Source organism: Tardiphaga alba (genome assembly GCF_018279705.1).
GTDB classification, from domain to species: Bacteria; Pseudomonadota; Alphaproteobacteria; order Rhizobiales; family Xanthobacteraceae; genus Tardiphaga; species Tardiphaga alba.
On record NZ_CP036498.1, the window covers coordinates 3,954,138 to 3,966,995 of the forward strand.

Here is a 12,858-nt window from a genome sequence, read left to right on the forward strand (position 1 = left end):
TATCGGATCGCGCGTTTTGGACCAACCAGTCACTGCACGCCGCAACTTTCAAAATAACACTAAGGTTGATTCCTGGATCGCTTGGTATCTAAGAGAATTTCTGTTAGATGGCTCCATGAGCTTTCCCGTCAGCCCGGCACCCGGTGACGACCCGTGTCGATTTCTCATTCAAGATGCGGTAGGCGTCCGTCATCCAATTATCCCGTTGTTAGCGATCGATGGCAGGACCGACCGCGCCTTTGGTCTTGGCACCGCGTTCCGAATCGATCCCTTTGGCGGATATCTGACCGCGCAGCACGTGCTCGAAGCATGGCTTACGCCGTCTCGGCCACAACAGACAGTTGTCGGACTTCTCAATCCCGGCCTTGTTTACGGGCGCGGTTTGGTCGGAAACGACAGCATGATTACCATTGCATCTGCCAAAGTGTTTCGCACTCAGCAGGACGATGTCGTTCGTGATCGGATACTCGGCCGTGATTCCAGCCGCATTGCGTTGGACTGCATGATGCTTTCCTTCGAGGGGAAAAATACACGTCTGCACCAAGTGCGCGATTTTTTGCCGCTGCGATTGACCGGAAAATGGCCGATGGTCGGCGATGAAGTTATGGCGATAGGATTTCCAGAGCTGGGTTCGATTGAGGACCATGCAATCGACGCCGAAGTCTTGACAGAGCGCATGTACGGCTCGATTGGACGAATAACGGCCGTGTTGCCTAACGGTCGTGAACATCGGCCGTGGCCGACGCTCGCGATCGATAGCCATTGGCCTAGCGGCATGAGCGGCGGTCCCGTGTTCAATAAGGACGGAGAGGTGATCGCCCTCGTCAGCTCAAGCGACGAGCCGGGAAGTGAAAACGCACAGTCTTATGCGTTTTGGTTCGCGCCGATCAGCGGTTTCGAACGGAATCTGCCCCATGTCGATCCTTCGAATCCGGGATGGGTTCGCGGTTGGGCAGTCGTGCGTGACGCTCCCTGGGATGTCGCAGCGATGACAAACGACCGGGCATTCGCCGACGAACTTTGTGCCGCGCTACCGTCCGATTATTCTGTTCGTTTGGGCTCTCTGAGAGCAGGCTCGGACGACTTTATAAACAACGAGTTGGGCGCTAACCAGGCATGAGCAAGCCATTTGATCTTTTGAATCTCTTTGCTCGTTTCAGCCGCGAGCGAAAGATTTCTGTCACGGAGCCTCAAAGTGCCCGAGAATTTCTCGCCGAGATTGGCACGCAACTAGACAAAGCCCTGACTGACAACACACTCATTCAGGGCCAGCGGACAGCTGCTATGTTCGAGGCCATGGTCGTCGCTTTAGGCGGTTATAAGCTGCTTAAGGCCGAGGATACTGGACGCGTCTATCCCTCCGGCATGTATCGCGCTCCTGATTTTCGGATCGTGCTTGAAGATGACGAGCAATGGCTGGTCGAGGTCAAAAATGTCTATGAGGAAGACCCGTTTCGACAGCAGCGCCAGATCATGACGCCGTCCTATCTAGCTTCTCTCGACAAATATGCACAGGCCACCCAAGCAAGTCTAAAGGTCGCCGTGTATTGGGCCAGATGGGCTATTTGGACGCTTGTCTCACCCCACGATCTTCTGGATGAAAACGGCTATCTCAAGCTCGATATGAAGCACGCTATCCGTTTCAACGAAATGGGCAGGCTTGGCGATTTGACCATCGGTACAACACCCCCACTGACGCTGCGGCTCAGCGCCAATCTGTCGAAGCCGAACACGATTGGTCCCGATGGGATTGCGCCTTTTACAGTCGGCGAAGTGACGATGCTCAGCGAGGAACGCATTCTTGCGCGGCCGGACGAACGGGAGGTCGCCTGGCTGCTCATCACTCTCGGCGAATGGGCAGAGCAGGATGGGAAACCCATTGTTATCGACGGAAAGCTGTCGGCGATCGAATTTGCCTGGTTGCCTAACGAACGGGCCAACGAGGGGGCCGAGAGATTCGAGATGATCGGTACACTCAGCCGAATGTTCTCTCGTTACTATACCCGACAGGCCTGTGAAGAATCAGGCGCGGTGCAGATCGAGCTCGAACACCGGCCGAATTGGTTCGCTCCGTTGATCTCGTCTCACCTCAAGAGCGACGCGTTGCCTTTGTGGCGCTTCATCCAGAAACCCGCCGAAGCCAAACGCGGCGACGCAAAAGAGGCCGCAGTCTGATAGGCATTTTTTAGCGGATTATAGCTCGTTCAACTCCGCTTGATGGCTTCCATGCAGATATCGGAGTGTAAGATGAACGTCCCGCCGGCTCAGGCCTCAGCTTTTTTTCGGAAACTGGCAAGAGCGCCGATAAGCGAAAGTGCGCAATAAGAAACGCACCATCCAATTATCGCAAATACAACACCTGCGAGCGTTGTCGGAAGTGCAGGAGCATAAGCATTCCAGGCTTGTGTCATGATCGGCTTGTCGTAGTCGAAAATCACAGCGACGACAGCCGCAGGCGTGACACCATTTGCTAAAGCCAATCGCTGTCCGTTTAGCCGATCGAGTCTTCTAACGTATCCCGCCATTCGCTCCGCCTGGCTGCGCACCAGTTGTTCCGGATTATTGGCCATCAATTCGAGGGCGCTTGACCGATCATATCCGGAGCGGCGAGAATCCTCGTCAAAATTCCTCACGACCACCGTTAACTCGTCGGCTGCGCCACCGAGCCGTTGATTATACTGCTGTAACACCTCGGGAATCTGAGCAAATAGCCCAGCGACGAGAAGCGACAGAACGGCGAAGATTTGCTGCATTGCACGTCCCTCCCGCGTCAGACCACTTCAACAGCTGATTCGACTCTTCCGGTCCAATCACAAAATGCAGCACTTAGTCGATCTGGATTCTCTCGCCCGCTATCGACGCTGAAGGGTTGCTGCTGGCTTTTTTCAGGAAGCGCTTGGCTCAGCATCAATGAGAAAACGAAAGAGATCCTGACGGTAAACGAGCTCGATACCCAGTTTGTACATAACCATTTTCGCTCACTGCGATCCGGAGCTCTCCGTGAACCAATTTTCTAAGCTCTCGCAGCAAAGGTGACCCAATGGTGACCTAGTCAAAAATTCACTGCGCAAGATGCAGCGAACAGAAAAGTCCAACAAACGTTTTCTGATTTTATTTCAAGGACTTGCCGCATTGGTGGGGGAGGCAGGACTCGAACCTGCGAAGCCATAAGGCGGCTGATTTACAGTCAGCTCCCTTTGCCACTCGGGACACTCCCCCGCTCAACGCCATCGGGCCATCATCCACCCCTCGGGGCGTCTGGACGGCTGGGGATGACGTGGAAAACGCGCGCCCGCTCAGCGGGCTCCCGGCGGCCGCTTTATCGGGAAGCGCGGCCCCAAAGTCAACCGATCATGACGGATTTATCCGCTCCTCCCTGCCTCATTGTTCCCAAAGGCAAATTGCCAATCTCCGGCCTCCATGAGACAAGCCGGCATGAGCGACAGAGACCGCAAGCAGCGATTCCAGCGAGGCCCGCAAAAGGGCCGCGATTCCGGCCGGGATCAGGGGCCAGCCCGGGACCAGGGGCAAGGCCGCTCCGGCCGCGACCAGGGCCGGCGGCCGCCGCGCCGGGGCCGCGATGGGGCGGTGGTGACGGGCCCGCCATTCTTTATGGCTGGCACCCGGTTACGCTCGCGCTGGCCAATCCAAACCGGACGATTCGCAAGCTATGGCTGACCGAGAACGCCGCCCGCCGCCTTGCCGAGGAGAATATCGCCACCCGCGTGACACCGGAACTGGTGCGCCCGGATGAGATCGACCGCCGGCTTGGCCCGGATGCCGTGCATCAGGGCATGCTGGCCGAGGTGGAGCCACTGGAAGGCCTCGATCTCGACGACCTCCCCCAGGACGGCATGGTGCTGGTGCTCGACCAGATCACCGACCCGCACAATGTCGGGGCCATCCTGCGCTCTGCGGCTGCCTTCAAGGTCAATGCCGTGATCACCACCAGCAGGCACAGCCCGGAAGCCACCGGCGTGCTGGCAAAGTCCGCCTCGGGCGCGCTGGAGCTCGTGCCGATCATCGCGGTGCCAAATCTCGCGCGTGCCCTGAACCAGCTCAACGACCAGGGCTTCATGACCGTCGGCCTCGACAGCGAGGGCGGCGAAAATATCAGCGCGGTGCCACTGAGCGCCCCCTCGCCCTTGTGCTCGGCGCCGAAGGCCAGGGCTTGCGGCGGCTGACGCGCGAAACCTGCAGTGTCGTGGCGCGGCTCGACATGCCGGGCGAGATCAAGAGCCTCAACGTGTCGAATGCCGCCGTGCTCGCGCTCTATATCGGCGCCAGCAAGCTCGGCCTGATGAACTGACAGCTTCTTGCGCATAATCTGTTCCGAAAGCTCGTTCTCTTTCGGGATCATGCGCACAACGCAAAACGTCCGCCTGCAGCACTGCAGGCGGACGTTGATGCGTGATGCGATCAGATCAATGCACGCGGCGCTGCGGGCGCTGCTGATACTGATGATGATAGCTCTGACGCTGGGTGTAACCGTGGCGCGGCGCATAGCCCTGACGCGGCGCATAGCCGTGATGCTGCCCATAACCGCGCGGTCCGTAGTGACGTGATCCGTAGATCACGCGCGGCTGGGTGTAGCGGTGCGACACGTGGCTGCGATAGGCATGGCCATAATGCGCGCGCGGACGCATGCCATATCCATAACGATAGCTCGGGCGGCTGTAATTGTTGAGGCGCGGCGTGAACACCACCGGGCCGCTCACGGCGGGGGCGTAGCCGGTGCCATAGCTGTAGTGGTTATATGGATTGGCGTAAGGACCGCCGTCATAGCGCGGATAACCACGCCAGCCGATGGCGGTTTCCTGATAGGTGGGGACCGGTGCGAACTGGCCGGGACCGCTATAGGTCGGGCCCTGATTGACGTAATAATACTGGCGGGTCACCGGCGTCGGATCCGCCAGCGTCTGATAGCCCGCATAGCCGTAGCCTGTACCGTAATAGTTGTAGCCGCCACAGGGCGAGCAGCCGCCGCTATAGTAGCCACCACCGGCCATCGCAGGCGATGCTGCCACACTGACGGCAGCGACGGCAAATGCCGCAGCCCATTTTGAAATCGTGATACGCATAACGCACTCCTGTAGGTGTTTTCTTTTTTGGTGATTGAAACTGATGTCAGCGTCGCTCGATCGGCGGAGCGACGAGAACCTCTGGGGGATTCATCGGCACGTCGTTGTGTCCCATTGGGGCCGATCTCGCCGACCAGTGCTCGTGGAAACTCGGCGCGGGCTCCGGCAGCTTGCGGTTGGCGGGTGGCTCGATTTCAAGACGCCCGTAGCCGGGTTTGTGGCCCAGGCTTGGATAATATCGACCGACATTCGGCACGGGGTCGATCGGTCGGCCCCCATAGATGGTCGGCTGGATATGGATACGGTTCTGCAGGCCCCAGTCGCCCTCGATGACGCGATAGGATGCATCGACGCCGTTGATGATGATTGGCACGCCTGGGCGGCCGGGAATTACGATATTGAATCCGTCCGCAGCCATGGCCGGCAGCGTCGTGGCGATCGTAAGCAGCAGTGCCGGGATGACCCGCATGATGGTGTCCTGCGTTGTTGGCGGTACGATAGTCAAAGGCTTGGCAGGATGGGTTAAAGGCGCGCGCCAAACTGCCGGTAAGCCTAACGCGTAAGCATTCGGGCAAGTTCAAATGCGATCCATCGGCGAAGCAGGCCGTTAACGCCTCTGGGGGACATGCCGGCGACATGGGAAATCGCCCGACGAAAGCCACCGCATCTTGCGGATCACCGGGTGGCCGGACATGATCTGGTCCGTCGCCGTCACCACGGCCATCCATCCGCTTCCGGAGATTTCCCGATGAAGATCCTCAGTGCCGCCATCATCCTCTCGACGCTGGTCGCCACCCCGGCGCTCGCAAAGCACTGGAAGCACCACCGTCATGGCGAGACCTTCGTCTTCGCCGCGCCCGGCCAGCCCTACAAGATCCGGTTCGACCACAATTACGGCCCAGGCCTCACGGCGGGGACATTCGCCTATTATGACGGCCCCCTCTCCCGCCGGTGCAAGCAGTCGGCCGCAGCCTATCGCGGCCAGGACGGCCGGGCGCATCCGTGCTTCTAAATGAGACGAATCGGGGGGCTGGTGCCGGCTGAGGGGATTGAACCCCCGACCTTCGGTTTACAAAACCGCTGCTCTACCGCTGAGCTAAGCCGGCTGCAGAATCAATAAGTTAGAGCCGCTCTGGAGCACGTCGGAGGTGCTGACGGGCGGCTGCATCCTGCTTCGCGCCGTCCATTATCAGAGTTGTCCGCGCACCGCTATGGGGACGGCGCCGTTATCGACGTTTACGGCCCGACCCATTGCATACGGCTCAGAGCCGCCCGCAGAGCAGCAGGACGTTGACCGCACACGCGCCCAACAGGGCGACCGCGAGCGCCATCTGCACCCCGTCGCACCAGATATGGTTGATCATCTTCATCGCCTGCAGACCATCTGGCGATTCTAGGCCGCGAGTCTCGCGGCTTATTTTTTTCGGGGTTTAGGACTCGTTTACCTTCGATTCCACCGGCGGGCGGTCCCTTTCGGGCAAACAAAAAGGCCGGCGTGATGCCGGCCTTTCCGCAGAACCGGAACCCCGGTTCGTATCTGCAAAGTGCTCAGTACTTGGCGACCATCGGGCCACCCCAGCCGAAGCGATAGTTCAGGCCGGCCTTGATGGTGTGCTCGTCGTTGTTGAAGCTCGTCACGCCGGCCGGGAAAGCCGTCGAGGTGAGCGTCGTGTTGCCGAAGTTGTAGTACTGGTACTCGATCTTGCCCGACCAGCTCGGCGTGAACATGTATTCGAGACCACCGCCGACGGTGTAGCCGCTCTTGTTGTTGCCATCGACGATAACGGGCGTCGAGCCCACGACATTCGACGCGACAGTTAGATCGTTATTGCCACGCCAGGCGTAACCGCCCTTGGCGTACAGCATGGTCGGACCCCAGGTGTAGCCGAGGCGACCGGTGACCGAGCCGAGCTCGCTATTGTTGCCGACCACGGTGGTGCCGTTGGAATACAGGAAGCCGGTATTGCTGCTGCCCATCCAGCTGTAATTGGCCTCGATGCCGAGCACCCAGTTGGTGGCGAACTGATAATCGTAGCCGCCCTGCACGCCGCCCATGAAGCGACCGCTGTCACCGATGATGCTGTTGCTGTCGCCGAAGGCGCCGCCGACGTGACCGCCGATGTAGAAGCCGGTCCAGTTATAGACAACGGCCGGAGCCGTGTAGGCCGGTGCCTTGGTGTAGGTGCGAGCCGGAAGATCGGCGGCGAAAGCGGAGCTGGATGCGGCAGCAACAGCGACGATGGCCGATGCGCTCAGCAGAAACTTTTTCATTTGAAATCCCCTGTGTTGCGTTGTGACGGTCAGAAAACAACGTGGCGGGAGTTTGGTTGCTTCGCGGCGTTCCCTGTCACATCGATCATTATCGAGTGCGACATAGTAGCAACACTTTCCGTTCCATTCATTTTCGTGCGGATCGGCACGTGATTTGGTTCAACGCTCACGGGAACTTGATGCCGATTTATGTGTTGTAACGGTACCCAGGCGTTTCGTGCGCTTTTTTGGCGCGCGATACGTTCAGTGGATTGAGGCTGCAACAGCCGCACGCCTCCCCGACTTAGCGGCTCATTTTCTCCAATTCCGGAAACGCGACATAGGTCGCGCCTGCGCATAGCTCGGCGCCGTTCTCGACCACGCGATCAAGCCGTCCATCGACGAAAGCAACACCACGTTCTTGCTGCGGGGTATAACGGCCGTTGAAGTCCTTCGCGCTGTAGCGAATGCAGGACACATAGCGCGGGCTGCCGCCGACCGTGCGCTGCACCGGCTCGGAGATACTCGCTCCTCGCACGCCGACGGGATCGTTCAGATAGGTGCGCATGAAAGCGAGAAGATCGGTCCGATAGTTCGTCGGAAATGGCTGATTGCCGCTGGCGCTTTCAATGAAGCTGATATTTCCGCTTGGCCCGCCACAGGCACAAAGGCCAATCGGCAATATGATCGCGATCACGCGCGCTGATTTCTTCAAGCTCATCCGTCCATGCCCGTCCATGTTCATTGACGGTCTAGACGGTTCATCGGCAGATGTGAATTACGATCTCTACGGCATCAGCAGCGGTCCGCCCCGCCCCTTCTGGGGACGCAGAAGGAACGGGGCAGCCGTTAGACTCCGTGATCACAGCTGGGCAATGTGACACTGCGACCACGGAGCTCCTCGACCGTGTTTGTGCACGGTTTTGGACTGAAAGACGTCGTGTGTTCGCGACTAATGCCGGCCCAGCTTCCTGTGAAAGTGGAAATGCGGACGGACATGGCGGTGATAGCGATCGAGGCGATGATCGTGATGGCGGTGGATCATCTGCGCCCGAGCATCCAGAGCATGATGATGTCGATGCGCATGTCTGGCAGGGCCGAAACCGCCTGCAAATGCCGGTGCGGCCAGAACGGACACGGCAATCAGGGCGGCTGAAAACGTTTTCAACATGGTCGTCTCCTGTCGATGCGATCTGGAGGTGACCGGTCGGTGGCCCGGGCTCGTCGATCAATACCCACAGACTAGGCAGGCCGTTCTGAACCGACGCTGACTTCGCCATGCAGCATCCGTTCATTTGGGTGAAATTGCCGTCATCGCCAATAACGAGACACCGTCTGCAGATCGATTGCGGGAATGTTCACCGCGTCACGGTGTTGCTCTCGGTGTTCACAACCGCTGGCTTCCGTGCCAGACTATTCCCGCTGTAAACAGGAGCGCTGCATGACCAAGTCTCTGATCCGGCTGACCACCCTCGCAATGCTTTCCGCGGCCATCGCCGCGCCTTCGCTTTCCACCGCTTTCGCCGCAGGAAGCGATACGCCATCCACGCCGCCTGCATCCGACTCCAAGAAGGGCAGCAAGGACAAGAAGCACAATGAGACCAGGCCCGACGAGCGCGCTTTCCTCGATGCCTATCGCACGGCCTATGTAACGATCTACGACAAGCACGATTACACATCCGCCATCGCGCAATTGAAGGCGCTCAAGCAGGATGATCGCGCCGACGTCGCCAACCTGATCGGCTACTCCTATCGCAAGCTCGGCGACTACAAGGTGTCACAGGCTTACTACGAGCGTGCGCTGAAGGCCGACCCGAACCATGCCCGCACCTGGCAATATTACGGCCTCTGGCAGATCGAACAGGGCAATCGCGATCAGGCCCAGTATCACCTGAGCAAGCTCGCCTCGCTCACCGGCAAGGATTCGGCCGAGTACAAGTCGCTGTCTGACGCTCTTGCGCAGACTCCGGGCACAGGGCTCACCTACTGATCCCGTTCGCGGATCAGTCCAGGCCGGCGCGGCCCCGCGGGTTGCGCCGGCCTTTGCATGGGCGGTAACCATCCAGCAGCTGCCCTCTCGACAGATCGCACCGAACTGCCGTTAACTGTGGCTCGACAACGACCCGAGCGGTCGATACAGACACGCGCGATGACGCATTCGACGTCATGGAGCGTTCGAGCTGAAGGCCTGCGACCCCTGCCATGACCCCGTCCAAGCGTTTCGACCGGATCGCCTTCGTCGCGAGCAACAGCGCCGACGCACAGGCCGCGCTCGAACAACTCACGCAGATCTACGGCAATGTCGACCCGACCGAGGCCGACGTCATCGTCGCGCTCGGTGGCGATGGCCTGATGTTGAAGACGCTGCACGATCACATGCGCACCGGCAAGCCGATCTACGGGATGCATCGCGGCACGGTCGGCTTCCTGATGAACGAGTTTTCGACCATCGACCTGCATGCCCGCCTCGCGGCTGCCAAGGACACGCTGATCAATCCGCTCCTGATGCGCGCGACCGACGTGGACGGAAACGTGCATATCCATCACGCCATCAACGAGGTCTCGCTGTTTCGCCAGACCCATCAAGCCGCACGCCTGCGCATCCTGATCGACGAACGCGAACGGATGGCCGAATTGGTCGCCGACGGGATCCTCGTCGCCACCCCTGCCGGCTCGACTGCGTATAACCTGTCGGCGCAAGGCCCGATCCTGCCGATCAATGCGCCGTTGCTGGCGCTCACGCCGATCAGCGCTTTCCGTCCGCGGCGCTGGCGCGGCGCCCTGCTGCCAAACACCGCCTTTGTGGTGTTCGAGGTGCTCGAAGGCGACAAGCGGCCGGTTGCCGCGGTCGCGGATCATGACGAAGCGCGCAACGTGCGCCGCGTCGAAATCATCTCCGACAAGACGATCTCGATGCGCATGATGTTCGACCCCGGCCATAGTCTGGAAGAACGGATCCTGAGCGAGCAATTCGGGTATTGAGGCGCCTGCGACGCCCCTCAACCCTTCATTAACTGCCCGCCGGCTATGGTTAACACGGAGTAACCGCCCGGACCGAGCCGTTCCATGTTCCGCATCGACTTCAACAAGCTTCGCTTTCTGGTTTGCGACGACAATCCGCATATGCGGCGCATTCTGCGCACGCTGCTGCATTCGTTCGGCGCCCGCGAAGTCTATGAAGCCGAAGACGGCGCCACCGCGCTGGAAATGTACAGCCATTATGTGCCGGACATCGTGATCGCAGACTGGGCGATGCCCATCTTCGACGGCCTCGAACTCACGCAGATGATCCGTCAGCCGGATTCGAAGGGCAATCCCTACGCGCCGATCATCATGCTCAGCGCACATTCCGAAAAACGCCGCGTCACCATGGCGCGCGATGCCGGCGTCACCGAATTCCTCGCCAAGCCGATTTCCGCGAAGGCGCTCTATCAGCGCATCATGAGCGTGGTGGCGCATCCCCGCCCCTTCATCAAGACGAAGAACTTCTTCGGACCGGATCGCCGTCGCAACACCACCGTTGCCTATATCGGCCCCGAACGCCGGAATGGCGGCGATGCCGAAGTGCTCCAGCAGCCGTCACTGCTGGATAAAGCCCGCGTCACAAGCTAGCCCGCCCAGTTCTGGAGAACGACAAATGGCTAAGGACAAGGTGCAGGCTCCGAAGATCGAGACTTTTGCCGATCATCATGTCATCACGCCGCCGAACACGTTGAAACACGCGGTCCGCCGCGTCATCGATCGCGAGCTCGACGACCCTGTCGCACGCGCCGAACAGGCGCTCGCCAATCTGTCCGGCGAGTTCAAGACGTGGATGCAGGCCGAATGCGACCGCCTCGCTGCTGCGCATGCAGCCATTGTCAAGAACGGCTTTTCTCCGCAAACCCGTGGCGAACTGTTCCGCGCAGCGCATGACATCAAGGGTGATGCCCCGACCTTCGGCTTCCCGGCCGCCGGCGCTGCCGCAGAGAGCCTGTGCCGCATCCTCGACCACGCCCCCGATCTCGACGCGATCCCGGCGGACCTGCTGCAGCATCATGTGGACGCCGTGCAGGCCATTGTGCGCGAGCACAACACCATCGAGAAGGCTGGCGTCGCGAACGAGCTCAGCAGCCGCCTGCGCGGGATTGCCGATGAGTTCCTGAAGGCAGTGAACCAGGACCGCCCCGATCATCTCGAAGCAATCCTGGCGCCCAGCATCGCCCCGGCGGAATAGGCGTCGCCTCTCTCAGCACCTGAAACAAAAAGTGCCCGGCACAAGGCCGGGCATCATGATTGTCGCATCATTGCACGCGTCGCTGCGTCGGACTACGCAGCGATCGCCTGGTCATCGTCGTAATATGCGGCGAGTTCGTCGCAGAATACCCGGGCTTCCTCGCGCGCGGATTCCACCGCGAAACGGCGCAGCAGAATGAGCAGTGGCTCCGATGCCGCCGGATCCGTCTCGCACATTGTCAGCACACGCTCGACCATGCGGCGACGCAGGCGCACGGCACCACCGACCGATCCGACGAAGCCGATTTCGTTGCGCGCTGCGAGTGCCGCACGGAATGCCGGGAAGACGCTCTCCGGCAATCCCGCGCGTACCAGCAGTGCATTGAGGCTGGTGTCGGCGCCGTCATAGACCAGGGCCGCCACACGGCTCTGCGGCAAGCCGGACAGTTCGACCAGCGCCTGATCGAACAGATCCAGATTGCCCGACAACAGCGCGCGCAGAACCAGCCCTGTGGTCAGTTGACCAGCTTCACGCAAATGGTGAACGAGGTCGCGCATCTCTTCATCCCGCGAACGCGAGGCGATGTTCACCGTGGAACGCGCCATAGCTTCATCGGCGATGCGTTCGGCACGATCCGGCGCCAGCCAGTTACGTGCGACAACGAAACGCGTCAGTGTGTCCGAGAGCTTCGCAACCAGCGCCAGGCGGGTCCGTGCCGGCAACCCATCAAGCGCGAGCATGGCCTCGCGGATGGCGGCAAGATGCCCGTGCCGCTCGACGATGCGATCCCATGAGAACGGGGCGAGTTCTGCGTAAGGATTTTCAATCAGCTCAAGCGCTGCCGCGGCCGATCCGACTTCAGCGATGGCGGCACAGATCGACGCCGGCAAAGTCATGCGGCGCGCCACAGCGCATTGCATATCGCTATTGCCGGCAGCGACGATGTCGACGAGATCAGCATCGACCAGGAGCGGCGAATGCTCGAGCACCGGAAGCGCGACGCAGGCCTGGTCCACGGCCAATGCCTGCACGATCGCGGGCGGCGCCGATGGCGCCCTGGCGAACACCTCTGCCATCGCCTGTCGCACCAGCGGCGACGGGTCGTCGAGCAGCATCAGAAGCGCGCCCTCCGCGGCCGCGCGGTCGTCGTCTGACAGATCGGAGAAGATCCAGGCCCGCGCCAGCGAGCGCGTTGCCTCTGCACGTTCGCTCGCGGGAGCGGTACGAACCCAACTAATGAAATGCCGAACGATCATGTTCTGCCGGCCTACGCAACAATACGACACCGGAACGCGATGCCACAGTCAGGGA

14 protein-coding genes, 2 tRNA genes and 1 pseudogene are annotated in these 12,858 nt (G+C 60.3%); 9 read left to right on the top strand and 8 right to left on the bottom strand.

The genetic code is table 11. The features are described 5' to 3' along the window. Positions 1–115: 115 nt before the first annotated feature. Both RPMA_RS18760 and RPMA_RS18765 read left to right on the top strand, forming a co-directional pair. Positions 116–1,120, top strand: a complete 1,005-nt coding sequence (locus RPMA_RS18760) for a S1 family peptidase (protein WP_211909199.1) — start codon at positions 116–118, stop codon at positions 1,118–1,120. Then, on the top strand, positions 1,117–2,175 hold the full coding sequence (locus RPMA_RS18765) for a hypothetical protein (RefSeq protein WP_211909200.1): 1,059 nt from the start codon (positions 1,117–1,119) through the stop codon (positions 2,173–2,175). The genes RPMA_RS18760 and RPMA_RS18765 overlap by 4 nt, the downstream gene beginning before the upstream one ends. A gap of 89 nt (positions 2,176–2,264) precedes the next feature. On the opposite strand, the gene RPMA_RS18770 is transcribed toward RPMA_RS18765, so the two are convergent. Together RPMA_RS18770 and RPMA_RS18775 are read right to left on the bottom strand one after the other, a co-directional pair. Then, complete coding sequence (locus RPMA_RS18770; protein ID WP_211909201.1) at positions 2,265–2,753, bottom strand: DUF2937 family protein; 489 nt, start codon at positions 2,751–2,753, stop codon at positions 2,265–2,267. Positions 2,754–3,133: 380 nt separating this feature from the next. Continuing rightward, positions 3,134–3,219, bottom strand: a tRNA-Tyr gene (locus RPMA_RS18775). Between the two features lie 216 nt (positions 3,220–3,435). Between RPMA_RS18775 and rlmB the strand changes: the two are divergent. Further along, positions 3,436–4,309, top strand: a pseudogene (gene rlmB / locus RPMA_RS18780) (23S rRNA (guanosine(2251)-2'-O)-methyltransferase RlmB). A 115-nt stretch (positions 4,310–4,424) separates the two neighbouring features. Here rlmB and RPMA_RS18785 read toward each other — a convergent pair. Then, a complete protein-coding gene (locus RPMA_RS18785) occupies positions 4,425–5,081 on the bottom strand; it encodes a hypothetical protein (RefSeq protein WP_249225289.1) in 657 nt (218 codons plus the stop codon). A gap of 46 nt (positions 5,082–5,127) precedes the next feature. After that, complete coding sequence (locus RPMA_RS18790) at positions 5,128–5,550, bottom strand: hypothetical protein (protein WP_211909202.1); 423 nt, start codon at positions 5,548–5,550, stop codon at positions 5,128–5,130. 279 nt (positions 5,551–5,829) lie between these two features. Between RPMA_RS18790 and RPMA_RS18795 the strand changes: the two genes are divergently transcribed. After that, entirely contained in the window at positions 5,830–6,093 is a 264-nt protein-coding gene (locus RPMA_RS18795) for a hypothetical protein (protein WP_211909203.1), read from the top strand. A gap of 19 nt (positions 6,094–6,112) precedes the next feature. Here the strand turns inward: RPMA_RS18795 and RPMA_RS18800 are convergent. The 3 genes from RPMA_RS18800 to RPMA_RS18810 all read right to left on the bottom strand — a co-directional run bounded on the left by RPMA_RS18800 (position 6,113) and on the right by RPMA_RS18810 (position 8,052). Beyond that, positions 6,113–6,187: transfer RNA gene (locus RPMA_RS18800), tRNA-Thr, on the bottom strand. A 442-nt stretch (positions 6,188–6,629) separates the two neighbouring features. Next, positions 6,630–7,352, bottom strand: a complete 723-nt coding sequence (locus RPMA_RS18805) for an outer membrane protein (RefSeq protein WP_211909204.1) — start codon at positions 7,350–7,352, stop codon at positions 6,630–6,632. A gap of 283 nt (positions 7,353–7,635) precedes the next feature. Then, positions 7,636–8,052: a hypothetical protein gene (locus tag RPMA_RS18810; RefSeq protein ID WP_249225291.1), complete on the bottom strand. Its 417-nt coding sequence runs from the start codon at positions 8,050–8,052 to the stop codon at positions 7,636–7,638. A gap of 264 nt (positions 8,053–8,316) precedes the next feature. On the opposite strand from RPMA_RS18810, the gene RPMA_RS18815 reads away from it, so the two are divergent. From RPMA_RS18815 to RPMA_RS18835, 5 genes are all read left to right on the top strand, one after another. Continuing rightward, entirely contained in the window at positions 8,317–8,487 is a 171-nt protein-coding gene (locus tag RPMA_RS18815; RefSeq protein ID WP_211909205.1) for a hypothetical protein, read from the top strand. Positions 8,488–8,772: 285 nt separating this feature from the next. After that, positions 8,773–9,321, top strand: coding sequence for a tetratricopeptide repeat protein (locus RPMA_RS18820; RefSeq protein WP_211909206.1), 549 nt, complete (start codon positions 8,773–8,775; stop codon positions 9,319–9,321). Positions 9,322–9,533: 212 nt separating this feature from the next. Next, on the top strand, positions 9,534–10,313 hold the full coding sequence (locus RPMA_RS18825) for an NAD kinase (RefSeq protein WP_211909207.1): 780 nt from the start codon (positions 9,534–9,536) through the stop codon (positions 10,311–10,313). 84 nt (positions 10,314–10,397) lie between these two features. Then, positions 10,398–10,943, top strand: a complete 546-nt coding sequence (locus tag RPMA_RS18830) for a response regulator (protein WP_211909208.1) — start codon at positions 10,398–10,400, stop codon at positions 10,941–10,943. A 25-nt stretch (positions 10,944–10,968) separates the two neighbouring features. Continuing rightward, on the top strand, positions 10,969–11,547 hold the full coding sequence (locus RPMA_RS18835) for an Hpt domain-containing protein (RefSeq protein WP_211909209.1): 579 nt from the start codon (positions 10,969–10,971) through the stop codon (positions 11,545–11,547). A gap of 92 nt (positions 11,548–11,639) precedes the next feature. Here RPMA_RS18835 and RPMA_RS18840 read toward each other — a convergent pair whose 3' ends face one another. Continuing rightward, positions 11,640–12,803, bottom strand: a complete 1,164-nt coding sequence (locus tag RPMA_RS18840) for a DUF2336 domain-containing protein (RefSeq protein WP_211909210.1) — start codon at positions 12,801–12,803, stop codon at positions 11,640–11,642. Between the last annotated feature and the right edge of the window lie 55 nt (positions 12,804–12,858).